This window comes from Pelomonas sp. Root1217 (genome assembly GCF_001425705.1).
Classification (GTDB): Bacteria; Pseudomonadota; Gammaproteobacteria; order Burkholderiales; family Burkholderiaceae_C; genus Pelomonas.
Window position 1 is genome coordinate 181,955 of record NZ_LMDC01000023.1, and the last position, 26,228, is coordinate 208,182.

The following is a 26,228-nucleotide window of genomic DNA, read 5'->3' on the forward strand; positions in this document are numbered from 1 at the left end:
CCTCTATGAGTTACCGACCAAGAGTTCGAGCACTTCATCGCCGGCACGATCGAAGCTGCCGGTCGACACCCAGCCCTGCTGGCGATAGAAGCTGTAGGAGCGCACGGCGGGATCTGGCGAGCAGCCGAGGAAGAGGCGCTGGTGGCCGGCCTCGACGAGAAGGTCCACCACGAGGTTGAGCAGCTCCTTGCCGATGCCACGGCCTTCATACTGAGGCAGCAGCGCCAGCACCACCACTTCGCCGGAGGCCTTGTCGCCAAAGCAGTAGCCGACGATGGCGGCTTCGTCGGTGCAGATAAAGCCAGGCAAGGCGCCGTCAGCGACCGCACTTGCCCACGACTCGGCCGTGATGCCCATGGCCGCCAGCTGCGCAACCGAGATCGCGTTCTCACGAGTGAGGCCGCGCAGGGTCACACAGGCGGGGGCGTCGGCGGCGGTGGCGGGGCGGAAAAGGATGGACATCGGGCTAACGCAGCAAAGTCACGCCTGAGCTGCCCTGGCAAGAATCATTGGAACCAGCGGACGCGGAAAAACCCGCTCCACCGCTTGGCTGTCCGCCTTGATCACGGCTGCTGACAAGAAGTCCGTGACTTCGAATCTGAGCTTGTCAATCGCGGCCAGACGCACGGCGCCTTGCTGCTGCTTCATGACGCCAACCTTGTATCTGACCCAGGCGTAGTACTTCGGATAGGCCACGCCGGACTGGGTCGGCTCGTCGCGCAGCAACTCGATCTGGATGTCATCGTCAGCGCCTGACTGTCAGGCTCGAAGGTAAGCCAGCACATCGCGCTTCAGAAAGGTATGGAAGTCCTTGTCCTCGGGAACGTTGGCATCAATGTGAGACTGTTGGATCGACGGTGAAACCTGAGCGAACACCGGCAAGGCCAGCATCAGCGCGATCGACAAGAGACGTCTCTGCATGCGAAGCCTCAGCCCCTCACCTCACCCTGCCCCAACACCACCCACTTCATCGACGTCAGCCCCTCCAGCCCCACCGGGCCGCGGGCGTGGAACTTGTCGGTGGAGATGCCGATCTCCGCGCCCAGGCCGTATTCGAAGCCATCAGCAAAGCGCGTGCTGGCATTGACCATCACGCTTGCCGAATCCACCTCGCGCAGGAATCGCATCGCGTTGGGATGATTCGTCGTCAGGATCGCATCCGTGTGATGCGAGCCATAGCGATTGATGTGGGCAATGGCTTCGTCAAGTGAATCGACCACCTTGATGCTGATGATGGGGGCGAGGTATTCGGTGGACCAGTCTTCCTCCGTCGCCGGCACCGCGCCAGGCACCAAAGCCAAAGTCCGCAGGCAGCCGCGCATCTCCACGCCCTTGGCCTTGAAGATGGCCGCGATGCGCGGCAAGAAGGCCGGCGCCTGGGCCGCATGCACCAGCAGCGACTCGGTCGCGTTGCACGGGCTGTACTTCTGCGTCTTGGCGTTGTCGACGACCTTGAGTGCCTGCTCCAGGTCCACCTCGGCATCGACATAGCTGTGGCAATTGCCGTCCAGGTGCTTGATGACGGGCACCTTGGCCTCGGCGCTGATGCGCTCGATCAGGCCCTTGCCACCGCGCGGGATGATGACGTCTACCCATTGCGGCGAGGAGATCAGCAGACCGACGGCGGCGCGGTCGGTCGTGTTGACGAGCTGCACGGCGGCGCGCGGCAGGCCGGCTTCTTCCAGCGACGCGGCCACCAGCTCGGCCAGCGCGAGGTTGGAGTGAATCGCCTCGGAACCGCCGCGCAGGATGCAGGCATTGCCGCTCTTGATGGCCAGCGAGGCGGCCTCGATGGTCACGTTGGGGCGGCTCTCGTAGATCATGCCGAACACGCCCAGCGGCACGCGCATCTGGCCGACGCTGATGCCGGTGGGGCGGCGCTTCACCCCGGTGACCTCACCGATGGGGTCGGGCATGGCGGCGATCTGCTCGCAGCCTTCGGCGACCGTCGCCAGGGTCTTCGCGTCGAGCTTCAGGCGATCGCGCAACGGGCCGCTGAGTTCGGCCGCACCGGCCAGATCGCGGGCATTGGCGGCCGCCAGCGCCGGGCCGGCCTCGCGCAGGCGGCGGGCCAGGGCCAGCAGTGCAGCGTTCTTGGCGGCCGTCGGGGCGGCGGCCATTGCGGTGGCGGCGGCGCGGGCGGCGCGGCCGAGGTCGTCCATGTAGGCGGGCAGGCTCATGGCCGCATTTTCGTCGACGAGCCTCGACCTACAGCTTCGTAAGGTCTGGGCCGCCCTCCGCGCCGAACCAAGCCTTGTTCAACGCCTGGCGAGCGCTGTTCTCGGCGGCCACGTCGCCGCGCTTCCTGTAGACCTCGGCCAGGGCCGCCAGCGCCCAGCCGTTGTTGCGCACACGGGCCAGCGATTCCCGTAACGCTTTCTCGGCCTCGTCCAGCCGGCCCTGGCGCAGGCGCACGGCGCCGAGGGACTGGCGCACCGGGTAGTACCAATAGGCCGGCTCGGTGTAGGCCAGGCCCTCCTCGATGGCGACGGCCTGCTCCAGTGCGGCGGCCGCGCCCGCCAGGTCGCCCTGGGCGTCGGCCAGGCGTGCCGTGGCGACGAGGCGGGCCGTCTGGGCGATGGCCTGGGCCGGGATGCCCCAGGCGTCGAAGGGCTTGAAGTCGGCGCCCTTTTCCAGCGCCGTGATGGCGTCGATCTCAAGCCGGGCCGCCGCCGCGTCGTGGCGGGTAGCCTGGGCCAGCGCGCGGGCGTAGTGGTACATGACGCGCACCAGCACCAGGTCGTCGGGCGGCGCGGCCAGCTTCAGGATGACGTCGGGCGGGCTGAACTGGGCGTGCGTCGTGTAGGGCGCGGCCTTGACGGGCTGCATGATGGGGAAGGCCTTGACGACGTCGACGGGCATGGATGCGTCGAGCTTGGCCGCGGCGTCGATGGCCGTCTTGGCCGCGCCGCCCATCTGGGCCGACACCATCAGGAAGTGGATGTTGTGCGGGTAGTAGGCCGAGCGGTAAAGCGGGTCGGACGGCGAGGTCTTGAAATAGGCCTCGTCGACGGCGATGGCCTGGCGGTTGGCATCCAGCGACTCGCGGTACAGGCCGACGCGGTAGTAGATGTGGGCCGGCATGTGCACGATGTGGCCTGCACCGGGCATCTGCGCGGCCAGGCGGCGCGCGGGCTCCAGCGCGCGCTCGGGCCGCGTCGAGGCCTCGACGGCATGGATGTAAAGGTGGATGGCGCCGGCATGGTTGGGGCGGCGCTTGAGCACGGTCTCCAGCACGGCGACGATGTCGGCCGTGCTGCCCTTCGGCTTCGCCCCGGCGGCCTCCCAGTAGTCCCAGGGCTGGGTGTCCATGGCCGCCTCGGCGTAGAGCACCTGCATCAGGTCCTCGCCAGGGAACTGGGCCGCGACGCGCTTCATCGCGTCGGCATAGGCGGCGTCCAGGGCACTGCGGTCGGCCGGTGGCTCGGCGGCATAGCGCTGTTGCAGGGCTTCGATGAGGACGCGTTCACGCGGCGGCAGCTTGTCCTTCAGCACGACGGCGCGGGTGAGTGCAGCCCAGGCGGGCGCATTCGCCTCGGCCTGCATGGGCACATTGATGTTGGGGCCCAGCACCAGGGCCTCGCCCCAGAAGCACAGGGCGCAGCCGGGGTCGAGCTTCTGCGCGGCCTGGAAGGCACGCTGCGCCTCGGCATGGTTGAAGGCAAAGGCCAGGCGCAGGCCCTGGTCGAAATAGGCCTGCACCTTGGGCGACGCATGCTCGAGCTTGAAGCTCATGCGGCCCAAGTCCTTGTAGAGCGGCACGTCGCCCGGCGCGGCCTTCATGGGCGCGGGTTGGAAGGGCGCGGTCTCGGTCCTGGGCGTGGTGGCGGCAGAGGCCAGCAGGGCTTGCAGCAGCACGGGCCGGCCGGCCACTGACGGGGCGCAGACGCCGCCGGGGCTGCTCAGCAGCGGGTCGAAGGCGGCGGCCGTATCGGCACTGCCGGTCAGGGCAACGAGGCCCAGCGCGGCGAGGGCCTGCAGCAGGCGGGTGGCGGGGTGATGGCGTGATGGCATGCGACCTCCAGGCCCGGCAGGGGCCAGGAGGGGCATGCTCGCATCAGCGCCGCGCGGCCGCAATCAGGGCTGCGGTTTGCCCTCGGCCAGCCCCTCGGCATTCAGGATCTCGGGCTTGCGGCCAATCGCTTCCAGCTGCGGCACGATCTTGGCCTTGTCGCCCACCGCCACGACGATGAGCTGGGCCGGGTCGAGATGCTGCTGGGCGGCCTTCAGCGCGCTGGCTGCGGTGACGGCGGCGACCTTCTTCGGCAGCTCGGTGATCGCGTTCAGCGGCCGGCCCGAGGACCAGTTGCCGGCATAGCCGGCCACGACCGCGAGGTTGGTGTCGAACTGGCCCGGCAGCGACAGCAGCTGGGCGTTGCGCACGCGGCCCAGCTCGGCCGCGCCCATGGGCTTGGCGCGCATGCCCTCGATCTCCTTCCACATGTCGACCAGGGCCGGCCCGGTCACGTCGGTGCGCACGCTGCCGCGGATGCCGAACTGGCCGCGCTCACGGCCCATGGTGTAGCCGGAATGGATGCCATAGGTGTAGCCCTTGACCTCGCGCAGCTGGTTGTTGATGCGCGACGTGAAGAGGCCACCCAGGGCCGCGTTCATGACGTTGATGGCGGCTGCATCGGGCGCGGCGGCGAAGGGGCCGGGCGAGACGACGGCCAGGGCCGTCTGCGGCGCGCCGGGCTTGTCGACAACGACGGTGCGCGCGGCGATGGGCTTGGCCGCAGGCAGCGGCGCGGCGGCTGCAGCGGCACCCTCGCCCTTCCAGGCGCCGAACAGCGGCTCGATCAGCGCACGCAGCTCCGCCTCGGTCAGGTCACCGGCAACCACCAGGGCCGCACGCTCGGGGCGGTAGTGGGCCTGCCAGAAGGCGCGCAGCGCAGCGCCATCCACGGCCTTGATGCTGGCCTCGGTGCCCAGCGCGTTGACGGCGAGCGGGTGGCCCTCGCCATAGGTCACGCGGTTGCCGACGACGTTGGCCAGCAGCGGCGCCTGCTCACGCATCTGGGCCAGGGCGGCCAGGCGCTGCGCCTTCAGGCGCTCGATCTCGGGCGCGGCAAACGCGGGGTTCAGCGCCAGGTCGGCCAGCAGCCCCAGGCCTTCCTTGGCGCTGGCCTTGAGGCCGGAGAAGTCGATGCGCGCCTCCTCGCTGCCGGCCTGGGCGTTCAGCGTGGCGCCCAGGGCCGCGGCAGCTTCGGCAATCTGCTGGGCGCTGCGCGTCTTCGTGCCCTCGGGCAGCATGGCGGCGGTGAAGCCGGCCAGGCCGGGCTTGTCCGCCGGGTTGGCGCCCTGGCCGGCACGCACCACCAGGGCGGCGCTCACCAGCGGCAGTCCGGGCTTGGGCGAGTAGATGACCGTGAGGCCATTGGCCAGTGTGAAGCTCTGCGCGGCCGGCAGCGTCAGCGCCTTGGCCTTGGCCGCACCCGGCGGCTTGGCGCGCCAGGCCTCGGCCGCGTTCAGCGACTCGCGCTCACCCTTGGCCGCCTTGGTGGGCGCCGGCGGTGTGGCCACCTCGGGCGGCAGCACCTGCTCGCCCGGCTTCGCCTGCACGACGACGCGGCGGTCCTTCTTGAGCCATTGCGCAACCGTGGCACTGACGGCGGCCGGGCCCAGTTGCCCATAGCGCGCCAGGTCCTTGCCGACAAAGCCGGGGTCACCGGCCATCTGGTTGTAGTGGTTGATCAGATCGGCCAGCGACGTGACCTTCTCCATGCGCTGCAGCAGCTGGGTCTGGATGGTGGCGCGGGCCTGGCCCAGTTCGGCGTCCGTCGGCGGCGTGGTGGCCAGCTTGGCGATCTCGGCGTCGACCAGCTTCTCGATCTCGTCCAGCGACGCGCCGGGGCGGGCGACGATCTCGATGTTGAAGATCGAGCTCAGCGACTGCGAGTCCTGCCCCACCTGCACGCTCTGCGCGAGCTGCTTGTCGCGCACCAGCAGGCCGTAGAGGCGGCTGGCCTTGCCGCCGCCCAGCACATGGGCGGCGACGTCCAGCTCGGCGTCACCGGCGGCGAACATGGGCGGCGTGTGCCAGGCGAGGTTCAGGCGGCTCAGCTCGATGCGGTCAGTGACGACGAGGCGGCGCTCCTTGGTGATCTCGGGCATGGCGACATGCACCTCGGGCACCTTGGCGCCGGCCTTCAGCGAGCCGAAATACTTCTGCACCAGGGCCTTGGCCTGCTTGGGGTCGAAGTCGCCGGCCAGCACCAGGGTGGCGTTGTTGGGCCGGTAGTAGGTGCGGGCAAAGTCCTTCACGTCCTTGAGCTGGATGCTCTGGATGTCGGCATGCGAGCCGATGACGGCGGCGCGGTAGGGGTGGCCTTCGGGGTAGAGGGCCTGGTACATCGCCTCTTCGACGATGCCGTAGGGCCGGTTCTCGAAGCTCTGGCGGCGCTCGTTGCGCACCACGTCCTGCTGGTTGGCCAGGGCCACCGAATCGACCTCGTCGATCATGTAGCCCAGCATGTCGGCCTTCAGCCACAGGCCGAGTTCGAGCTGGTTGGACGGCAGCGTGAAGAAGTAGTTGGTGCGGTCGAAGTTGGTCGAGCCATTGCTGTCGGTGCCGCCGGCGGCGTCGACGAACTTGTCGAACTCGCCTCGCGGCACATGCTTGCTGCCGGCGAACATCAGGTGCTCGAACAGGTGGGCGAAGCCGGTCTGGCCCTTGGCCTCGTTGCGCGGGCCGGCATGCACCCACAGGTTGAAGGCCACCAGCGGCAGGCGGTGATCCTCGACGAGGATGACCTCGAAGCCATTGGGCAACGTCAGCTTCTCCTGGCGCACGGCGAGCTGGCCGGCCTCGGTGCTGACGGCGGCCTTCATCGCGGATTCAGGGGCGGCGCCTGCGGGCAGGGCGGCCGAGAGGGCGCCAGCCAGGGCCAGCAGCGCGACGAGACGGCGGGGGGCGGGAGCTTTCATTCGTATCGGTCCTCGAAGGGCAATGCGGGATTGGGCGACGTGTTCAACACGATGCGGAAGTGCCGGGAGTCACCACGAGCCTACCAAGGCGACAGCCAGGCGAGCAGCGCCAGCCACAGCGGCGCCGTGGCGACGTAAAGGATGGTGGAAACGACGGTGGCGGCCGTGACCTCGGCCTCCAGCGCGCGGTAGCGCTGGGCAAAGATCAGCGCGTTGGAGCCGGTCGGCAGCGCCGCGATCATGACGATGACGGCCAGCGGCATGCCGTTCAAGCCCAGGCCCCAATGCGCGACACCGAGCACCACGGCCGGCATCAGCAGCAGCTTGGCCAGCACCAGCCCGGCCAGGCCGCGCCAGGTGCGCGGCCAGCCGTAATAGGCCAGGGACATGCCGATCAGCGTCAGGCACAGCGGCACGACGGCCGTGCCCAGGCTTTGCAGCGCCTCGTCGGCGACCGCAGGCAGGCCCAGCCCGGTCGCGTTCCAGGCCAGGCCGGCCAGCACCGGCAGCACGACGGGGTGGATGACGGTGTTGCGCACCGTCTGCAGCAGCGTGCCGGCCAGGTTCCCGGTGCTGCGCTCGCGCGCCAGGTCAAGCTCGACGATGGCGGTCAGCAGCGTCAGGATCGACAGCGCATGCAGGCTCACCACGGCGATGTGGATGGCCAGGCCTTTCTCACCGAACACGCCCGCCGCGACCGGCAGGCCCACCTGCAGCGTGTTGCCAAAGCCCGCCGTGATGGCCCTGACGCTGGGCGCGACGACGTTCTCACCTGGCTTGCGCAGCCCGCGGTACAGCACGTAGAGCAGCGCGATCAGCACCAGCACCGGCACGAAGAAAGCGAGCAAAAAGGCCCAGGGCAGCGTCGCCGTGTCCAGCCGCGCCGTGGTGCGAAACAGCAGCGCCGGCACGAAGATGTAGAAGGCCGCATTGGCCAGCACGCGGGCCGGATCGCTGTCACTGCCCGCCTCGCCACCGCCCAGCCAGCGCATGCGGCCGACCGCCCAGCCGATGGCGACAGCCACCAGGATGGCCAGCAATTTGGCGGCGATAGCCCAGGTCATTCTGAAATGCAACCACAGAGGCACAGAGGCACGGAGAAACAGCCTTCTTGTATTTCCTCTGTGGCTCCGCGCCTCTGTGGTTGCCTTTTCATGTCATGCCAACGCGAGCCGCAATTCGAAGACAAAACTGCTGCCGTGCCCGGCCGTGCTCTGCACCAGGATCTGGCTGCCCATCAGGCGCACCAGCTGCTGGCTGATGGACAGGCCCAGGCCCGTGCCGCCGAGGTGGCGCGAGGCGTCGGAGACCTGTTCGAAGGCCTGGAAGAGGCGCGCCTGCTGGGCCGGCGTCATGCCGATGCCGGTGTCGCTGACCTCGAAACGCAGCCGCGTGTGCGTGGCATCGAGCTCGACGACGCGGGCGTCGAGCTGCACGCTGCCGCTGTCGGTGAACTTGACGGCGTTGGACAGCAGGTTGAGCAGCACCTGGCGCAAGCGCTGGCCGTCGGCGATGACTTGGGTCGGCAGGCGGGCGTCGATGTCCAGCCAGAAGGCCAGGCCCTTCTGCTCGGCGCGCAGGCGCACGCTGTCGCAGGCCATGTCGACGAGGGCGCGCAGGTCCACGGACGCCGGCTTGAGCGAGACCTTGCCGGCCTCGATGCTGGCCATGTCCAGCACATCGTTGATCAGCTCCAGCAGGTGCAGGCCGGAGTCACGCATCAGCTGCAGCTTGGCCTGCTGGCCGGCGGGAATGGCGGCATCCATCTGCATCAGCTGCGTGAAGCCCAGGATGGCATTCAACGGCGTGCGGAACTCGTGGCTCATGGTCGCCAGGAAGCGGCCCTTGGCCTGGTTGGCACTTTCGGCGCGCAGCTTGGCCTCGCTGAGTTCGGCGGTGCGCTCGTTGACGAGTTCCTCGAGGTGGTCGCGGTGGCGGGTCAGCTCGGCCTCGGCCTGGCGGCGCAGCGAGATGTCGCTGACCATGCCCTCGATGCGACGCTGGCCGCTCTCGCCCTCAACCCAGTGCGCGTTCAGCTCGACCCACAACGGCCGGCCAGCCGCGCCGCGGAGCTGCAGCTGGCATTGCTGGATCTTGCCCTGCTCGTTCATGACGGCGGCGACGCGCTGCATCTCGTGCCGGTCAATGCCGGTCAGTTCAGCCAGCCGGCGCCCCACCGGGTTTTGCGAACCCAGCCCCAGCATCTGCGTGAAAGTGCGGTTCATGCTGAGTACGCGGGCATCGGCGTCGGCCTGGAAGACGCCCTCGGTCGCGTTCTCGAACAGGCTGCGGTAGCGCGCCTCGCTGGCGCGCAGGCCCGCGGAGCTGAGCTGCACCTGGTCGGCCGCGCTGCGAAGCTTCAGGCTCATGGCATTGAAGCGCATCGTCAGCTCGCCGATCTCGTCGCCGCGCTCCACGGTCTCCTGCGCCCCCAGGTCCCCTTTGGCGACGCGCTGGGCCAGCGCGCCCAGCTTCAGCACGGGCCGGCGCACCAGCCATTGCACGAGCAACGAGCTGGCGATGACGATGCCGATGACGACGACGGCCAGCAGTTCGACGACGAAAAACCGCGTGCGGCTGATCTGCTCGTCGACGAGGTATCGCGTGAAAGTGAGAACGGCCGAGGCGACCTGAGTGCCGGCGGTGTCGGCCGCGGGCTGATAGGTGATTGCGAACTCGCGTCGCAACGACCCGACGGCCGGGTTGTCGCGCACACGCCGCGCCTGGCCGCCGCGCAGGCCCAGACCCTTGAGTTCGATGGCATGCACCTCGGGATCGGCCATGACGGCGTCGAGCAGATTCTCGATGGCGACGTGGTCGAGGTTCCAGATCGGGCCCGCGAAACCGCGCTCGATGAGGCCGGCCATGCGCGCTTCGCGCTGGCGCAGCCCGGCCATCAGCTCGGCCTCTTCGTGCGTTGTCCAGTACCAGCCCACCGCCAACACCAGCAGGCTCGCAACCAGCGCAATGCCGGCCGTCAGGCGCGTCTGTATGCCGATGCTGATCGGTGCCAACGCCATCCCCTCTCCCCCGGTGCAGCCCTGTCAGGCCAGGCGCCGAGCATAAATGCAGCGGCGCCGCGGATCTCCTGCCCCGCTCAGGCCTTCGCTGCGGTCTTCTTGGCGGCCACCTTCTTGGCCGCCGGTGCCTTGGCCGCGCGTGGCTCGAACTCGAAGACGACCTTGCCTTCCTTCTTGTCATAGGCCAGGAAGGCCTTGAACTTGCGGCGCGTCTTGTTGGAGACGAAGTTCTCCAGCAGGTCGGTCTTGCCGTTGGCCAACAGCTTGTGCACCTGGGCCGGCTCGATGGGCTGGGTCAGGATGACCTTGCCGGTCTTGAAGTCGCAGGTCACCGTCTCGCCGACCGAATGCTCGCAGACATAGTTGGCGCCGTGCTCGTAGACATGGCCCTTGCATTTGGGGCAGGCGCCCAGAGAGTTCTGGCCGGAGAAGTCCACCGGTTCGCCATCGCCCTCGGCCTTCTTGGCGTCCTCGCCGAAGTCGAACTCCAGCTTCCAGTTCTGGATCTCGTCGTCGTAAACCAGCGCCAGCTCGGCCGTGAAGGGCCAGCCGGCCTTGGAGCGGAAGCCTTCCAGCGGGCCGATCTTCTTGTTCGCCAGGAAGGTCTCGACCTCGTTCAACTCGAAGCTGCGGCCGCCCGGGATCTTGCCGATGGAGAAGCCGCAGGCATCGCTGCCGTCGCCGCTTTTCCCCGTGCAGGTGAAACGCCGGTAGTTCTCCTTGACGATGCCGCCGCACTTCGGGCAAGGCGTCTTCAGCGTCGCGTAGTCACCCGGGATCGTGTCGCGGTCATAGCCCTTGGCCTTGGCGACCATCTTCTCGGTCATGGCCGCGATCTCGGCCATGAAGACCTCGCGCTTGAGGCGGCCCTTCTCCATCTCGGCCAGCTTGTATTCCCAGTCGCCGGTCAGCTCGGGCTTGGTCAGGTCTTCCACGCCCAGGCCGCGCAGCAGCGTCATCAGCTGGAAGGCCTTGGCCGTCGGGATCAGCTCGCGGCCCTCGCGCAGCATGTACTTCTCGCTGATCAGGCCTTCGATGGTGGCCGCGCGCGTGGCTGGCGTGCCCAGGCCCTTTTCGGCCATGGCCTCGCGCAGCTCGTCGTCGTCGATGAGCTTGCCGGCGCCTTCCATCGCGGACAGCAGCGTCGCTTCCGTGTAGCGCGCCGGCGGCTTGGTCTGCAGCGCCTTCACGTCCACGCTCTCGGTGCGCACGACCTCGTTCGGCTGCACCGGCACGAGGTTGGCGTCCTCGTCGTCGACGTCCTTGCCGTAGACGGCCAGCCAGCCCGGCTTCACCAGCACCTTGCCGTTGGTCTGGAAGTGATGCGTGTCGACCTTGCTGATGCGCGTCGTGACCAGGAACTCGGCCGGCGGGAAGAACACCGCCAGGAAGCGCTTGACGACCATGTCGTAGAGCTTGGCCTCGATCTCGGTCAGGGCCTTGGGCGCCTGCAACGTCGGGATGATGGCGAAGTGATCCGACACCTTGGCGTTGTCGAAGACCTTCTTGGTGGGCTTGATATAGCCCTCTTTCAGCGACGTGGCGGCATGCTGGGACAGCGCGGCCAGCGGGCCGGGGAGGTCCTCGGTGGCCAGCATCTTGGCGGTGTCCTTGGCCACGGCCAAGTAGTCCTCGGGCAGGAAGCGCGAGTCCGTCCGCGGGTAGGTCAGCACCTTGTGCTTCTCGTACAGCGCCTGGGCGATGGACAGCGTCGTCTTGGCCGAGAAGCCGAAGCGCGAGTTGGCCTCGCGCTGCAGCGTCGTCAGGTCGTAGAGACCGCCGCAGCTGGTCGTGCTGGGCTTGCTTTCCTCGGTGACGACGGCGGGCTTGCCGAGCACCGCCTTGGCGATCTCGTCAGCCTCGGCCTGGGTCCAGAGCCGGTCGGCGCGGCGCTCCAGGTCGTCGTTCTTCTTCCATGCGGGGTCGAACCACTTGCCTTCGTACTGGCCGGCCTGGGCGTCGAAGTTGGCGCGCAGCTCCCAGTAGTCGCGAGCGACGTGCTTGCGGATCTTTTCTTCCCGCTCGACGACGACCGACAGCGTCGGCGTCTGCACGCGGCCCACCGTGGTCAGGAAAAAGCCGCCATCACGCGAGTTGAAGGCCGTCATGGCCCGCGTGCCGTTGATGCCCACCAGCCAGTCGGCCTCGGAGCGGCAACGCGCCGCGTCGGCCAGCGGCAGCATCTGCGCGTCGCTGCGCAGCTTCTCGAAGCCTTCACGGATGGCGGCGGGCGTCATGGACTGCAGCCACAGCCGCTCGATGGGCTTGTTGAGCTTGCCCTTGGCCGGCTGGGCGTACTGCTCGATGAGCCGGAAGATCAGCTCACCCTCGCGACCCGCGTCGCAGGCGTTGATCAGTGCCGTCACGTCCTTGCGGCGGATCAGCTTGGCCAGCGCATTGAGCCGGCCCTTGTTCTTGTCGATCGGGTTGAGGTCGAAATGCGGCGGGATGACGGGGAGGTTGTTGAAGCTCCACTTGCCGCGCTTGACGTCGAACTCCTCGGGCGCCGCGATCTCCACCAGGTGGCCGACGGCCGAGCTGACGACGTACTGCTCGTTCTCGAAATGGTCGTCGTGCTTGTCGAACTTGCCCGCCACGGGTGTCAGCGCGCGGACGATGTCCTGCGCGACGGAGGGCTTCTCGGCAATGATCAGAGTCTTGCTCATCGGTCTTTCAATCAGTTGTCAGTTCGTCTTCCCGGGCCGAGCGCCGGGCCGTTCCCAAGCCGGCCCGCCGGGCGATGTGCACGCGGCTCGAAGCCGCGTGTATCGCCGTCCCCTCGGGGGACCGGCCAAGGTAGTCCTTGGACGAGGGGTCTCATTCTTGCTGCCTACAATCCGGGCCTCGCGCGCACGCCTACGCACACGCGCACCCATGAAATCACCGTACCACAGCGCCGATGACCGCCAAATCCCCGCGTCCTGCCCCGCGCCGCAACATCGAAGTCCGTGATTCCGGCGTGCATGGCCGGGGGGTTTATGCAGCAGCTCCCATCGCCGCCGGTGCGCGCATCATCGAGTACACCGGCGAGCGCATCACCTGGGAGCAGGCGGTTGACCGCCATCCGCACGACCCGGCACAGCCCAACCACACCTTCTACTTCCACCTCGACGGCGGCCTCGTCATCGATGCGCTGTATGGCGGCAATGACGCGCGCTGGATCAACCACGCCTGCGAGCCCAATTGCGAAGCCGACGAGGTCGATGGCCGCGTCTTCATCCAGGCCCTGCGCGACCTGGAACCCGGCGAGGAACTGTTCTATGACTACGGCCTGGTGCTGGACGACCGCCACACGGCCAAGGTCAAGAAGCAGTTCGCCTGCTGGTGCGGCGCGCTGACCTGCCGCGGCACCATGCTGGCGCCCAAGACCCGGAAATCGAGGCGCTGATATGACCCACCCCCTACCGGCTTCGCCGGCCCCCTCGAGGGGCGCCCCCAGCAGCCCGGCAAAGCCGGTTCTGCGGGAGCCGCTTGGGAAGTCACCACATGCCACCGTCTAGACGGTTGATTTGCTCCAGAAACCACTGATGGTTTTTGCTCGCAAGCACCTCGCCGAATGCGGCTCGACCAACACCGAGGCGCTGGCGCACCTTCGCGATGGCGGCGGGCCGCTGCTGGTGTCGGCCTCGCGCCAGACCGCAGGTCGAGGGCGCCTGGGCCGGGCGTGGCTGACTGAACAGGCGGGGGATGACGCCGCGCTGACTTTTTCCATCGCCTTGCCACTGCCGGCCGCGCTTGACCTGAGCGGCCTGTCCCTCGCCGTGGGCTGCACAGTGGCCGACGTGCTGGACCCGGCGGGCCGGCGCATCCAGCTCAAATGGCCCAATGACCTCTTCCTGGATGGCGCCAAGCTCGGCGGCATCCTCATCGAGACGGTGCCGTTGCCGGCGGACCAGCGCGGTGTCGTCATCGGCATCGGCCTCAACCTGCGGCCCCTGCCCGAAGGCGCCGACCGCGAAGCCTTTGCCAGTGGCCACGCGGCGCTGCAGACGCTGGACCCAGCCGCCACGGCCGCGGCGACACTGGACCGTCTCGCGCCTGCGCTGCGCGGCATGCTGGCCGATTTTGAAACCCTGGGCTTTGCGCCCTGGCAAGCCGCGTTCGCGCGACGCGACCTTGCGGGTGGCCAGCGTGTTCGCGTCGGCGAGCAGGCCGGCACCGCACGCGGCGTCAGCGAGCGTGGTGAACTGCTGCTGGAAACCGCCGCCGGCCTCTTGCCCTGCAGCGGTGGTGAACTGAGCCTCAGATTGGAGAAACCGCTGTGATGCGTATCGTCGTGGTGGTGCTGCTGGCGGTGAACGCCCTCTTCTTCATCTGGTCGCGCGGCTGGCTGGACACCGTCACGGGCTTGCCGGCCCAAGGCGGCCGCGAGCCGCAGCGCGTCGCGGCTCAGCAGCATCCCGAACGCATCCAGCCCCTGGCCGCCAGCGCTGCCGCCGTCGCCGCCCAGCGCAGCTGCCTGGAACTGGGCCCGCTCGATGGCGATGCGGCCCTGGCCGCCGCGCAAGCCGCATTGAAGGCCGCCGGCGCCGAAGCGCAGGTGCGCAGCAGCGAGCAGTCGGGCGTGTGGGTGGTGGCGACCATCAAGCTCGCCGACCCCGAGTTCCGCGCCCGCAAGGAAGCCACCTACAAGCAGCTGCGCATCAACTTCGAACCGCTGGACGGCCTGCCCGCCGAGCAACCGGCCTTTGTGCTCAGCAAGCATGCGAGCCAGGCCGAGGCGAACGCCCAGGCCGAGAACTTCGACAAACGCGGCCTCAAGGGCTTGCGCGTGCTGACGCTGAAGGCGCCGCTGACCCGCCACAGCCTGGTCATCGATCAGGCCGATGGCCTGCTGGCAGCCCGGCTCAAGGCCTCCAAGGATGCGGCGCTGGCCGCCGGCTTCAAGGCCTGCAGCGCGGCGCCCGCCGCAGCCGCATCAGCGGCCAGCCGCTGAGCGACGCAGCGCCAACGCCGCCAGCAGCAGGCCGGCCAGCCAGGCCGCGCTGGCGGCGCCACCACCACCACCACCGCCACCGGTGGATGGCGGTGGGGCAACAGGCGCCGCTGTGACGTTAACGGTCGCAGTCTGGCTATAAATCTGTCCGAGGTTGTCAGTCGCTTCGGCGCGCACAGAGAACGTACCACTCGCACTTGGCACAACGGTTGCCGTAGTCAGGTTGGATGAGGCAAAGCTACTCACGATGCCACCATCGTTCACGATCGTCCACGACGTGGATGCGATGACGCGATTCGCTGGCAAACCAATGCCTGCAGCAGTCAGTGTCAGTGTCTGGCCCGCAATCAAACCACTCCTGGGCGACTCCGAAATCGTGACAGCACCTCCGCTCATCGCCAACGCTGAATTGACCGCGGCGGCGGCGTCAACCATGCCCGCGCCGCAGGTCGAGGTGGTGCAGTAGCACTCATCCTGCGCCGTGGAGCTGGGTGCCACACACTGCGGAGGGTTTGGCGTGCTGCCGCTACCTGTTGTCGGGAAGGGCCGTGCCGTGCTCTTGAGAATCTGGGTCGCCTCGGCTGACGTCAGCGTGGGTCGTACCGAGGCCATCAGGCCGACGATGCCGCTGACGATGGGCGCCGAGAAGCTGGTGCCGACTGAAGCTGAACTACCGGTATAGCTGCCATCGTTGGCCACCGGCGTCGTCGTACCGGCGTTGGTCGTACTGACCATGGGGTAGAGACAGGCTTGACCGGTGCCGATGTTGATGCAGTTGCCACCAGGCGCGGCGACGGTCACTTCGGAACCTAGGCTGGAGAAGCCAACCTTGGTGCCGACGTGACGCAGCGCCGCCACCGTGATGACACCTGGGCAGTTGCCTGGCAGGCCGACGGCCTGACCCTCGGAGTTCCCAGCCGCGATGACGATGATGGCGCCGGCCGCATTGATTGCCGTAATCGCATCGCGGTAGAGCTTGCCCGTGCCCTCGGTGCCACACGTCCCGCTGCCGCCCAGGCTCATGTTAAGTACCTTGGCCTTCCAGGGATTCGGCGATAGCCCCGGTACCGAGATGCCGGCGGCCCATTTCATGCCAGCCACGATGTCACTGTCATAACCGCCACATTTGCCGAGCACACGCACCGGCAGGATCTTCAGACCCCACCCAACGCCAGCCATGCCGAGGTTGTTGTTGCTCATCGCGGCAATCAGGCCAGACACGCGGGTGCCATGCCAGGAGCTGTTGCCGACGTCGGTGCTGTCACAGCCGCTGCCCAGCGATTTCCCGTCGATGTCTGCCTGGCTGACCCAGTCGCCTGGATCGGAAGGGTCGGCATCGGCGCCGCCGCCATCGTTGGCAATCGCCGCCGACACGGAACTTGAGCTACTGAAACCGATCATGTCGTAGCCGCTGACGAACTGACCCGCCAGGTCGGGATGATCCAGGCGCACGCCCGTGTCGAGTACAGCGACAACAACACCCGAAGATCCGGTCATGACATCCCATGCCGCCGGCCCATTGATGCTGGAGACCGCCTGTCCCGGCGTGCTGCTAGGTTTCTTCAGATACCACTGGTCGATGGTGCGGGCCTGAATGCCGCCGACCGTCGACTCCGGATTTACGTCCGCGCCACCGAACAGCGGGTCATTCGGCAGGCTCATGTGCTTGCGGCGTTGGTCGACGACCACCAGCTCGACCTCGGTGTCGGCGGCGAGCTTTTTTGCCAACGCGGCACTGGTCATGCCCTTGGCGATGACCACATGGGTGCGCTCGTCCAGGCTGATGCCGGCCGCCAGCCGCTGGCCGCTGCGCAAGCCCAGGGCCGTCGCGCGCGTCTGCGCCACCTCGCGCGCCTCGGCCCGGGTGGCCCGCAAGGCCAGTGCCTTGGCGCGCACGCTGTCGGCTTGCGGCTTGAAGCGAACGATGACACGGGCTTCGCTGTCAGCAGTCTGAGCCAGCACGGGCGCGGCCATCACGGTCAGGGCAGCGATCAGCAGCGGACGCAAGGACTTCATGACGGCGAGCTCGAACGGGCGGGGCGGCCAGTTTAGGCGCGCCCTTGTGAAGCAATCGCAAACAAATGTGGGGCGCAAGAATAGAGAAAGCCCCGTCGAGCGGGGCTTCCAGTGGGTATCCGGGGCCGAGCGCCGGGCCGCTCCCAAGCCGGCCCGTTGGGCGATGTGCTTGCCGGTCGATCCGGCAAGCATCGCCGTCCCCTAGGGGGCTGAGGCCGGACACATGGCGCCCAGTGGGCGGCATGTGCCTGCCGAAGAGCTGCGGCACCTGCCGCAGCGCGGTCTGCAAGACCGACCAGGCTGGCCGGCGTTCAGCGCGGCCAGACTGGGCGAGGGGCCAACAATTCACCCGGCCACGACGCGCGCCATTTCCAGCACCTTGTTCGAATAGCCCCACTCGTTGTCGTACCAGGACACCAGCTTGACGAAGGTGCTGTCCAGCGCGATGCCGGCGTCGGCGTCGAAGATGGAGGTGCGGGCGTCACCGCGGAAGTCGGTCGCGACGACCTTGTCCTCGGTGTAGCCCAGCACGCCCTTGAGCGCGCCTTCGCTTTGCGCCTTGAATTCGGCGCAGATCTCTTCGTAGCTGGCGTCCTTCAGCAGCTCGACGGTCAGGTCGACGACCGACACGTCGCTGGTGGGCACGCGGAAGCTCATGCCGGTCAGCTTCTTGTTCAGCTCGGGGATGACCTTGCCGACGGCCTTGGCGGCGCCGGTGCTGCTCGGGATGATGTTCTCGAGGATGCCGCGGCCGCCGCGCCAGTCCTTGTTGCTCGGGCCGTCGACGGTCTTCTGCGTGGCGGTCGTGGCGTGCACGGTGGTCATCAGGCCGCGCTTGATGCCCCACTTGTCGTTCAGCACCTTGGCCAGCGGCGCCAGGCAGTTGGTGGTGCACGACGCGTTGGAGATGATGGCCTCGCCGGCGTACTTGGTGTGGTTGACACCGAAGACGAACATCGGCGTTTCGTCCTTGGAGGGGGCCGAGAAGATGACCTTCTTGGCGCCTGCGGCCAAATGCTTCTCGCCGCCAGCCTTGTCCAGGAAGATGCCGGTGGCTTCGATGACGATGTCGGCACCGGCCTCGGCCCACTTCAGCTCGGACGGGTCTTTCACGGCGGTCAGGCGGATGCGCTTGCCGTTGACGATCAGGGTGTTGCCGTCCACGGAAACTTCACCGTCGAACTTGCCGTGCACGCTGTCGTACTTGAGCATGTAGGCCAGGTAGTCGGGCTCGAGCAGGTCGTTGATCGCGACGACCTCGATGTCCTTGAAATTCGCCACGGCGGCACGGAACACCATGCGCCCGATGCGGCCGAAGCCATTGATGCCGATCTTGATGGTCATGGAACTGTCTCCAGAGGATGAAAAATTCGGTGCGGGCGCGATTCTCGGCGATTCGGGGTACCGGGTGGTTTCAGGGCGATTTCAGCCCGGCTGGGGCTCCAGCTTCAGCTTGCCGCAGGGCACGTTCACGATGACGGTCTGGCCGACCAACTGCTCGAACTGGCGCTCCTTCATGTCCATCTCCAGGCCGGCCAGCCAAGCGAGGAACTCCGCGCGGTTCAGGTCCGGCTTGCCCACCTCGCCGATGCGGTTGTCCAGCGCCGGCTTGCCCAGCGTCCATGCGACCTGGAAAGGGCAGGCCATGGTGGTGAGGTCGAAGTCGGCGCGCAAAGCCCGCACGCCCTTGACGTTGGACAGGAAGGAGGTAAGCGGGACGGCGTCCTTGAACACCCTCGCACCCACGCCGTAGGGGCGGAACTGGAAATGCTGCTGCACGACGTAGGGCTTGGCGCCTGCCTGCAGGCAGGGCAGGCGGTACTGGCGCACATAGTCTGTCACCACGCCGACTTGGGCGTTGCCGGCGCTGGCATAGGCGATCTTGACCTCGGGTGGCGCGTCGGGCGCCGTGAAGCTGAGTTCGACGAAGGCGTTACTGACTTCGCGCTGCAGGGACGATCCGGCGAACTCGGGTGGCTCCTTTGGCGTGCGCATGCAGGACAGCGCCCTGGGCCGCTGAAGCGCCGACGCATCGGTGCCGTCGCGCTCGGCCACGGCGCGCGGCGCGGTCCAGGTGATGGGGTCGGTGACGCGGGGCGTGAACTCGAACTCCTGCACCGCCAGCACGGTCGCGGCTCCCGCGGGCAGGCAAGGCAGGCGGTAGCCGTTCACGAACCACCGCACCTCATCGAGCATGGCCTCGCTGGCGGCCCGGAACAGCACCGTCACTTCCGGCGCACGGTCCGGCGCGGTGAACTTCAGGCTCAGGCGCACATGCCCGGGCTGGCGCAGCTTTTCGTCCTGCGCCGGGTAGCTGATCGCGGGGCCGCCCTTTTGCAGGCATGCCAGGGCCTGTGGATCGACACGGTCGACCTCGACCATCTGGGCCGAGGCGCAGCCGGCGATCAAACCGGCCGCAAGGGCCATAAAGACATTGCGCATCCGAACCTCCCTGGTCTTTTCGATGCAGGCGGGTTTGTAGCGCATGAATGCCGCGCCGGCAGTCACCAGGAGCCCGCTTCAGGAACTGGGCGCCCCCAGCGCCTCAGGGCAGCGGCCACGCGCGAGCGGTTCAGCCGATTCAGGCCAAGCCCTTCTCCTGCAAACTGGCCAGCACGGCCGAGAGCTCGCGCTCCACGACCTGCAGCAGCGGCTCCAGGCCCACCGTTTCGACGCCCTGGCTGCAGGCTTCCTCCAGCCTGGCGGCGGCGCGCTGCAGGGCGGGCATGCCCAGGCTGCCCGCGACGCTCTTCAGGTCGTGCGCGCAGCGCAGGGCGGCCTTGCCATCACCGCGCTCACGGGCGGCCCGCCAGCGCACGACGACGTCGCCCTCACGCTCGCGGAACAGCGCCAGCAAGCGCCGATACAGCGCCTCGTCGCCCATCAGCGCGGCCAGGCCGGCGTCGATGTCCAGGGCCGCGGTCGGCGCCTGCGGCGCGGGCGCGGGCAGCGCCGGACGCACCCAGCGCGCCAGCGTGGCGAACAGCTCGTCGACGCGGATCGGCTTGGGCACATGGTCGTTCATGCCGGCCTCCAGCGCCTTCTGGCGGTCGCCGGCCATTGCGTTGGCCGTCATCGCGATCACCGGCAGGCCTTGCAGTTCGGGGCGGCGGCGCAGTTCGCGCGTCGCTTCGTAGCCGTCCATCACCGGCATCTGGCAGTCCATCAGCACGGCCTCGAAGCGCTCGCGCGCAAGGATCGCCAGCGCCTCCTGGCCGTCGCCGGCGATTTGCACGACGATGCCGGCGCGGTTCAGCAGGTCACGCGCGAGCTCCTGGTTGATGGGGTTGTCCTCGACCAACAGGACGCGCGCGCCGGCCAGGCCGGCCTGGCGCGCCTGCAGCAGTTCGTGGCGCTGCCCGTTGCGGCTCAGCCCGGCACGCGGACGGCCCAGCGCATTGGCGCAGGCGTCCAGCAGGCTCGAGGGCGTGACCGGCTTGGCCAGCAGGCCCGCCACCAGCAGCCCCCGTGCGGCGAGCTGGCGCTCGGCCTCGTCGCGGTTGAAGGCGGTCACCATCAGCACCGTCGGCGGCGCGTGCCTGTCGGCGGCCTGCCCCAGCCGTTCCAGGCAACCGATGCCGTCCAGGACCGGCATGTGCCAGTCCAGCAGCAGCAGTCGGAACGGCCGGTCCTCGGCGTCGGCCTGCGCCACGGCCTGCAGCGCCGCGGCGCCATCGGCCGCCGTCTCAGCCTCCAGGCCGAAGGCCGTTGCCAGCGTGCGCAGCACGTCGCGCGCCGCCGGGTGGTCGTCGGCGACCAGCACGCGCAAGCCGTGCAGTTCGTTGTCCTGCGGCGCCGGCTCGGCCCCGGGCTGCAGGCCCAGGGGCAGGCTGAAGTGGAAGCAGCTGCCGCGCCCGGGCTCGCTGTCCACGCCGATCTCGCCGCCCATGCGCTCCACCAGGTGGCGGCAGATCGCCAGGCCCAGCCCCGTGCCGCCATAGCGCCGGCTGGTCGACGCATCCGCCTGCGTGAAGGGCTGGAACAGGCGTGCACGGGACTCGGGCTCGAGGCCGATGCCGGTGTCGCGCACCTCGAAGCGCAGCGTCACGCGCGGGCCTTCGCGCGCCGTCTCGGCCACTGCCACCGTGACCTCGCCTTGCTCGGTGAACTTGACGGCGTTGTTGCTCAGGTTCAGCAGGATCTGGCCCAGCCGCGAGGGGTCGCCGACGAGCGCGGTTGGCAGCGTGGGCGACAGCGCGAACAGCAGCTCCAGCCCCTTTTCCTCGGCGCGCATGCCCACCAGCGTGGCGAGCTGGTCCAGCACGTCGCCGAGCTGGAAGGGGATCTCCTCGATCTCCAGCCGGCCGGCTTCGATCTTCGAGAAGTCGAGGATGTCGTTGATGATCCCGAGCAGCGACTCGGCGGCACGGTGTACCTTGTCGACGTAGTTGCGCTGGCGCGCGTCCAGGCCGGTCTGCAGCGCCAGATAGGACATGCCGAGGATGGCGTTCATCGGCGTGCGGATCTCGTGGCTCATGTTGGCCAGGAACTCGCTCTTGGCCCGTGTGGAGGCCTCGGCGGCGTGTTGGGCGCCGGCCAGCTCCTCGGTGCGCTCGCGCACGCGCTGCTCCAGCCCTTCGGCCACTTCGCGCGCGACGCGGGTGCGCTCGTCGAGCCGCGCCTGGAGCGCGATCTCGAAGTCATGGCGCAACTGGCGCATGCGCAGGCGGTAGGCCAGCCACAGCGCCGCTAGCAGCAGCGCGGCGACCCCGGCGCGGAAGTACCAGGTCGCGTACCACGGCGGCGGCACGTGGATCTTGAGCGGCACCGCGCTCTCGCTCCAGTCCCCGCGGGTGCCGCGCGCCTGGACGAGGAAGGTGTAGTCGCCCGGTGGCAGCATCGTGTACGTCGCGTTGCGCCGCGCGCTGTCCGTGTCGTTCCACTTCGTCTCGAACCCTTCGAGCCGGTAGCGGTAGCGGGTGTGCGCCGGGTCGACATAGTTCAGGGCGGCGAAGTCGAAGGACGCGATGCTGCGCGGTTCCAGCGCCAGCGCAGGCGCGGACCAGATCGGCTGCTGCAGCGGCGTGCTGCCTGGCAGCACCGACTCGCCGAACAGGCGGAAGTCGGTCAGGAACACCGGCAGCGTGCGCTTGCGGTCGACGACCTGGCCGGGGAAGAAAGCCACCAGCCCCTTCTGAGAGCCGAAGAACAACTCCCCGCTCGAACTCCTGGCGGCCACCACGGGGTTGGCGAACCGGTCGGTCAACAGGCCATCGGACGCGCGGTAGTTCGTGAAGGTCCCCCGGTGCGGGTCGAACCGCGACAACCCGTTCGGCGTGCTGACCCACAGCTGCCCATCGTCATCTTCCAGGATGCCGAACACGCTGTCCGCGGGAAGGCCGGCGCGCGAGTCGTACGAGGTGAACGTGCCGCGGGGATCTAGCTTGACCAGCCCGCGGAAGGTCCCGGCCCACACCGTACCGGCGCGGTCGACATGGACCGCATTGACGCGTTGATGGCCCGGCGGACGCGCGGCGCGGAGTTCCGCATCGAAGACCTTGAAGGTGCTCGTGCGGGGATCAAAACGGTGCAGGCCGTGAGATGACGTCGCCAGCCACAGCACGCCGCTGGCGTCCTCCGCGATCGAGCGGTACTGGACCAGAGTGCCGGGCTGCGGGCTGAAGGTCGAGAACTTTTCCGTCGCCGGCTCCCAGCGGCTCAGGCCGAAGTCCGTGGCGACCCACAAGGTGTTGCCGCGATCGACCCACAGGGCCGTGATGCGGTCGTGGTTCAGCGAGCGCGGGTCCGATGCGACGTGGGTGTACGCCGTGTAGCGCTGCGTGCGGCGATCGAAGCGGACCAGGCCATTGCCGTAAGTGCCCAACCACAGATCGCCCGCGTGATCCGCAATCGCCCGGACGCCCCGCGCGAAGACCGGCAGGTCGATCTGCATCACCTGATCGGTCGCGCGGTCGACGCGGTTCAGGCCGCGGTCCGTGCCGATCCACAGCGTCTGATCGTTCTCGGCGTAGGCGGCGGTCACCGCGCCCTTGGCCAGACTGTGCGGGTCCGCCTGCTGGTGGCGGTAGGACCGGAAACGCGGGCGCTCGGTGTCGAAGCGGTAGACGGCCCCCGCCCTCGTCGTCGACCAGAAGCTCCCGTCGCGGTCCCGGAACAGGCCAACGACGAGGTCGCCGCGCAAGCCGTCGGGGTCGTCGGGGTCGCTCTGGTACCAGATCGCCTGAGTGCGGTCCGGCGTCAGCTTGACGAGGCCCAGCTTGTTGGTCCCGAGCCAGAGTGCGTGGTCGTCGTCCTCCTGGATCGACACGACGCTGGAGGAGGCGTTCGGCGCCAGCCCGCCGCCCCGCAACGCATAGACGGTGACGGCGCCGCTGGCCACGTCGATCGAGGCAAGGTCCCCGCCGGAGGAGAGGCCAAACCACAGCATGCCCCGGCTATCCAGGAACGGCTTGGACGGGAATCCCGTGGCGACGACTTTGCGCCCGGGACTGGTCTCCAACCGAATGTGTCGCCTGACCTCGCCCGAGCGCCGGTCCAGCACGTAGAGGCCCTCCGTGCTGGTGACCCAGAGCGTGCCGTCGCGCAGCGCCAGCGTCGCGATGACGCGCGTCTCGCCGAGCCCGGGCGTGTAGCGCGGCCGATGGCAGGTCGTCTTCGACGTGACCGGGTCCAGGGCCGTCACGCCGTCGTCCGTCGCGAGCCAGATCAGGCCGTCGGGGTCCTCGCTGATGTCGTGGGTGATCGCCACCGTGCCGCAGGCCTCGTTGGGTGAGCGGTACTGCGTGAAGCTGCCGCTGGCAGGGTCATAGCGGCTGAGCGAGTCGTCGGCACCGATCCACAGCCGGCCCGCGTGGTCCTTGAACAGCGACTGGCCGATGATGAAGCCGACGCTGCTCGCGCGCTGGTCCGCCGGGACCTTCATGAAGTCGTAGCCGTCGTAGCGCCGCAACCCGTCCTCGGCGCTCAGCCACAGGAAGCCGAACTCGTCCTGCACCATCCGCTGGACCGCCACGGACGCAAGGGGCGACGGCAGCGGGTAGAACGGCATTGGCGCGCCGGCGACGAGCGGTACGTCGACGACGCGGATGTCCTGCGCGCAGGCGGCCCTGCAGGTGGCGAGCGCAGCAAGCGCGGTGAACAACGCGACGAAATTGCATAGCCGTGCGCTGATGGCGCGCCAGCCCCTCGAACGCGCAGGAAACGAATCGCCAGTCGCCAACGCCAGCCCTCCAGAGCCCCCGGAAATCAAGGGCCATTGGATGTCTGTCCGGGAACCCCGGCTATCGGCATTCACCCGCTGCGCCGGGCAGGCCCGCGGCGCGATGGCGTTACTTCTTCTTCAGCACCGCCTTGACGGTCGCGGCCACATTTTCAGGCGTGAAGCCGAAATGCTTGAACAGCACCCCGGCCGGCGCCGATTCGCCAAAGGTGTCGATGCCGACCACCGCGTCGACACCGTACTTCCACCAGAAATCGCTGACGCCCATCTCGACGGCCACGCGCGGCAGGCCCTTGGGCAGCACGCTCTTCTTGTAGTCCTTGTCCTGGCGGTCGAAGACGTTGGTCGACGGCATCGAGACGACCCGCACCTTGATGCCTTCATCGGCCAGCAGCGCCTTGGCGGCCATGGCCAGCTGCACTTCGGAGCCGGTGGCGATGATGACGGCCTGGGCCTTGCTGTTGCCCTTGGGGCTCACCGGGTCGAACAGCACATAGGCGCCCTTGGCGATCTCGTCGACGTTGGTCTTGGGCGAGTAGGTCAGGTTCTGGCGCGACAGGGCCAGCAGGCTGGGGCGCTGCGCGTTGCCGATGGCCATGGTCCAGGCGACGACCGTCTCGGTCGTGTCGGCCGGGCGCCAGACGTCCAGGCCCGGGATCAGGCGCAGGCTGGCGACATGCTCGACGGACTGGTGGGTCGGGCCGTCTTCGCCCAGGCCGATGGAGTCGTGTGTCATCACGTGGATGACGCGGGCCTTCATCAGTGCGGCCATGCGGATGGCGTTGCGGCTGTAGTCGCTGAAGGTCAGGAAGGTGCCGCCGTAAGGGATGAAGCCACCGTGCAGCGCCACGCCGTTCATGATGGCGGCCATGCCGAATTCGCGCACGCCGTAATTGATGTGGCGACCGTTGTTGGGCGCGCCGTCCGCACCGATGCGCAGGGCCGGCGTGCTGCTGGTGTTGGTCAGGTTGGAGCCGGTCAGGTCGGCGCTGCCGCCGAGCAGCTCGGGCAGGGCGAGCGTGAAGGCTTCGAGGGCCAACTGGCTGGCCTTGCGGCTGGCGACGGTCTGCGCTTCGGCATGGGCCTTGACGACGGCGTCGACGGCGATCTGCGCGAAGTTGGCAGGCAGCACGCCGGCCATGCGGCGCTGGAACTCGGCGGCCAGCTCGGGGTGGGCTTCGGCATAGGCGTCGAAGCGGCTGTCCCACTCGGCCTCAACCTTGTCGCCGCGTTCCTTGGCGTCCCAGGCGGCATAGACCTCGGCCGGCACGGCGAAGGGCTCGTGTTCCCAGGCGAGGGCCTCGCGGGTCAGCTTGATCTCCTCGGCGCCGAGCGGTTCGCCGTGGGCCTTGCTGGTGTTGGCACGGTTGGGCGAGCCCTTGCCGATGGCCGTCTTGGCGATGATCAGCGTGGGCTTGTCCTGGCTCTCCTTGGCCTTGCCGATGGCGTCGTCCAGGGCGTCGACGTCATGACCGTCCACCGGGCCGATGACGTGCCAGCCATAGGCCTGGAAGCGCTTGGCGGTGTCGTCGGCAAACCAGGGCGCAACCTGGCCGTCGATGGAGATGCCGTTGTCGTCGTAGATGGCGATCAGCTTGTTCAGCTTCCAGGCGCCGGCCAGCGACGCGGCCTCGTGGCTGATGCCTTCCATCAGGCAGCCGTCGCCGAGGAAGGCGTAGGTGTGGTGGTCGACGATCTCGTGGCCTTCGCGGTTGAAGTCGCGCGCCAGCAGTTTCTCGGCCAGCGCCAGGCCCACGGCGTTGGTCACGCCCTGGCCCAGCGGGCCGGTGGTCGTCTCGATGCCCGGGGTGACGCCCACTTCGGGGTGGCCCGGCGTCTTGCTGTGCATCTGGCGGAAGTTGCGCAGCTCGTCGATCGGCAGGTCATAGCCCGTCAGGTGCAGCAGCGCATAGATCAGCATCGAGCCGTGGCCGTTGGACAGCACGAAGCGGTCGCGGTTGGCCCAGTGCGGGTTGGCCGGGTTGTGCTGCAGATGGTGGCCCCACAGCGCGACAGCGATGTCGGCCATGCCCATCGGTGCGCCCGGGTGGCCGGAGTTGGCCGCCTGCACCGCGTCCATCGCGAGGGCGCGGATCGCGTTGGCCATGAGGGTGGGGGAAGCGGTCGATGCAGTCATGGCCGGGGCTTT

The 26,228-nt window shown here is 68.3% G+C and carries 17 protein-coding genes; 3 read left to right on the top strand and 14 right to left on the bottom strand.

All coding sequences use genetic code 11. From position 1 onward, the window contains the following. Positions 1-3: 3 nt before the first annotated feature. From ASC95_RS15185 to ASC95_RS15220, 9 genes are all read right to left on the bottom strand, one after another. Positions 4-462 (bottom strand): GNAT family N-acetyltransferase, encoded by a 459-nt coding sequence (locus tag ASC95_RS15185; RefSeq protein WP_057298562.1) that lies wholly within the window; start codon positions 460-462, stop codon positions 4-6. An 18-nt stretch (positions 463-480) separates the two neighbouring features. Continuing rightward, positions 481-726, bottom strand: a complete 246-nt coding sequence (locus tag ASC95_RS15190) for a hypothetical protein (RefSeq protein WP_057298563.1) — start codon at positions 724-726, stop codon at positions 481-483. A 33-nt stretch (positions 727-759) separates the two neighbouring features. Beyond that, positions 760-906: a hypothetical protein gene (locus ASC95_RS30725; protein ID WP_157256334.1), complete on the bottom strand. Its 147-nt coding sequence runs from the start codon at positions 904-906 to the stop codon at positions 760-762. A 23-nt stretch (positions 907-929) separates the two neighbouring features. Then, positions 930-2,180 carry a glutamate-5-semialdehyde dehydrogenase gene (locus tag ASC95_RS15195; RefSeq protein WP_057298564.1) on the bottom strand — a complete coding sequence of 417 codons (1,251 nt, stop codon included), beginning with the start codon at positions 2,178-2,180 and terminating at the stop codon, positions 930-932. Between the two features lie 28 nt (positions 2,181-2,208). Next, positions 2,209-4,014 carry a tetratricopeptide repeat protein gene (locus ASC95_RS15200; protein ID WP_235537939.1) on the bottom strand — a complete coding sequence of 602 codons (1,806 nt, stop codon included), beginning with the start codon at positions 4,012-4,014 and terminating at the stop codon, positions 2,209-2,211. Between the two features lie 63 nt (positions 4,015-4,077). Further along, complete coding sequence (locus ASC95_RS15205; protein ID WP_082567825.1) at positions 4,078-6,927, bottom strand: pitrilysin family protein; 2,850 nt, start codon at positions 6,925-6,927, stop codon at positions 4,078-4,080. An 80-nt stretch (positions 6,928-7,007) separates the two neighbouring features. Then, entirely contained in the window at positions 7,008-7,991 is a 984-nt protein-coding gene (locus tag ASC95_RS15210) for an AEC family transporter (RefSeq protein ID WP_057298565.1), read from the bottom strand. Positions 7,992-8,084: 93 nt separating this feature from the next. Continuing rightward, positions 8,085-9,947, bottom strand: a complete 1,863-nt coding sequence (locus ASC95_RS15215; RefSeq protein ID WP_057298566.1) for an ATP-binding protein — start codon at positions 9,945-9,947, stop codon at positions 8,085-8,087. 77 nt (positions 9,948-10,024) lie between these two features. After that, positions 10,025-12,613 (bottom strand): DNA topoisomerase III, encoded by a 2,589-nt coding sequence (locus tag ASC95_RS15220; RefSeq protein WP_057298567.1) that lies wholly within the window; start codon positions 12,611-12,613, stop codon positions 10,025-10,027. Between the two features lie 233 nt (positions 12,614-12,846). Between ASC95_RS15220 and ASC95_RS15225 the strand changes: the two genes are divergently transcribed. From ASC95_RS15225 to ASC95_RS15235, 3 genes are all read left to right on the top strand, one after another. Continuing rightward, a complete protein-coding gene (locus ASC95_RS15225; RefSeq protein WP_057298568.1) occupies positions 12,847-13,335 on the top strand; it encodes an SET domain-containing protein in 489 nt (162 codons plus the stop codon). A 139-nt stretch (positions 13,336-13,474) separates the two neighbouring features. After that, positions 13,475-14,212 carry a biotin--[acetyl-CoA-carboxylase] ligase gene (locus ASC95_RS15230; protein WP_057298569.1) on the top strand — a complete coding sequence of 246 codons (738 nt, stop codon included), beginning with the start codon at positions 13,475-13,477 and terminating at the stop codon, positions 14,210-14,212. Further along, positions 14,212-14,883: a hypothetical protein gene (locus ASC95_RS15235; protein ID WP_057298570.1), complete on the top strand. Its 672-nt coding sequence runs from the start codon at positions 14,212-14,214 to the stop codon at positions 14,881-14,883. The genes ASC95_RS15230 and ASC95_RS15235 overlap by 1 nt, the downstream gene beginning before the upstream one ends. On the opposite strand, the gene ASC95_RS15240 is transcribed toward ASC95_RS15235, so the two are convergent. The 5 genes from ASC95_RS15240 to tkt all read right to left on the bottom strand — a co-directional run bounded on the left by ASC95_RS15240 (position 14,866) and on the right by tkt (position 26,216). Further along, the gene (locus ASC95_RS15240) at positions 14,866-17,091 is read right to left on the bottom strand and encodes a S8 family serine peptidase (RefSeq protein WP_082567826.1); all 2,226 of its coding nucleotides are present in this window, start codon (positions 17,089-17,091) and stop codon (positions 14,866-14,868) included. The genes ASC95_RS15235 and ASC95_RS15240 overlap by 18 nt on opposite strands. A gap of 153 nt (positions 17,092-17,244) precedes the next feature. Beyond that, entirely contained in the window at positions 17,245-18,243 is a 999-nt protein-coding gene (gene gap / locus ASC95_RS15245) for a type I glyceraldehyde-3-phosphate dehydrogenase (RefSeq protein ID WP_056199784.1), read from the bottom strand. An 81-nt stretch (positions 18,244-18,324) separates the two neighbouring features. After that, positions 18,325-19,341: a hypothetical protein gene (locus ASC95_RS15250; RefSeq protein WP_057298572.1), complete on the bottom strand. Its 1,017-nt coding sequence runs from the start codon at positions 19,339-19,341 to the stop codon at positions 18,325-18,327. A 139-nt stretch (positions 19,342-19,480) separates the two neighbouring features. Further along, entirely contained in the window at positions 19,481-24,001 is a 4,521-nt protein-coding gene (locus tag ASC95_RS15255) for a hybrid sensor histidine kinase/response regulator (protein WP_057298573.1), read from the bottom strand. A gap of 187 nt (positions 24,002-24,188) precedes the next feature. Continuing rightward, positions 24,189-26,216 carry a transketolase gene (tkt, locus tag ASC95_RS15260; RefSeq protein ID WP_057299040.1) on the bottom strand — a complete coding sequence of 676 codons (2,028 nt, stop codon included), beginning with the start codon at positions 26,214-26,216 and terminating at the stop codon, positions 24,189-24,191. Positions 26,217-26,228: the final 12 nt, after the last annotated feature.

Excerpts from the sequence above, each read along its gene's own strand:
- ASC95_RS15195 (WP_057298564.1), bottom strand. The coding sequence starts at position 2,180 with ATGAGCCTGCCCGCCTACATGGACGACCTCGGCCGCGCCGCCCGCGCC.
- tkt (WP_057299040.1), bottom strand. The coding sequence starts at position 26,216 with ATGACTGCATCGACCGCTTCCCCCACCCTCATGGCCAACGCGATCCGC.
- ASC95_RS15185 (WP_057298562.1), bottom strand. The coding sequence starts at position 462 with ATGTCCATCCTTTTCCGCCCCGCCACCGCCGCCGACGCCCCCGCCTGT.
- ASC95_RS15225 (WP_057298568.1), top strand. The coding sequence starts at position 12,847 with ATGACCGCCAAATCCCCGCGTCCTGCCCCGCGCCGCAACATCGAAGTC.
- ASC95_RS15250 (WP_057298572.1), bottom strand. The coding sequence starts at position 19,341 with ATGCGCAATGTCTTTATGGCCCTTGCGGCCGGTTTGATCGCCGGCTGC.
- ASC95_RS15210 (WP_057298565.1), bottom strand. The coding sequence starts at position 7,991 with ATGACCTGGGCTATCGCCGCCAAATTGCTGGCCATCCTGGTGGCTGTC.
- ASC95_RS15200 (WP_235537939.1), bottom strand. The coding sequence starts at position 4,014 with ATGCCATCACGCCATCACCCCGCCACCCGCCTGCTGCAGGCCCTCGCC.
- ASC95_RS15230 (WP_057298569.1), top strand. The coding sequence starts at position 13,475 with ATGGTTTTTGCTCGCAAGCACCTCGCCGAATGCGGCTCGACCAACACC.
- gap (WP_056199784.1), bottom strand. The coding sequence starts at position 18,243 with ATGACCATCAAGATCGGCATCAATGGCTTCGGCCGCATCGGGCGCATG.
- ASC95_RS15240 (WP_082567826.1), bottom strand. The coding sequence starts at position 17,091 with ATGCTTGCCGGATCGACCGGCAAGCACATCGCCCAACGGGCCGGCTTG.
- ASC95_RS15215 (WP_057298566.1), bottom strand. The coding sequence starts at position 9,947 with ATGGCGTTGGCACCGATCAGCATCGGCATACAGACGCGCCTGACGGCC.
- ASC95_RS15235 (WP_057298570.1), top strand. The coding sequence starts at position 14,212 with ATGCGTATCGTCGTGGTGGTGCTGCTGGCGGTGAACGCCCTCTTCTTC.
- ASC95_RS15205 (WP_082567825.1), bottom strand. The coding sequence starts at position 6,927 with ATGAAAGCTCCCGCCCCCCGCCGTCTCGTCGCGCTGCTGGCCCTGGCT.
- ASC95_RS15220 (WP_057298567.1), bottom strand. The coding sequence starts at position 12,613 with ATGAGCAAGACTCTGATCATTGCCGAGAAGCCCTCCGTCGCGCAGGAC.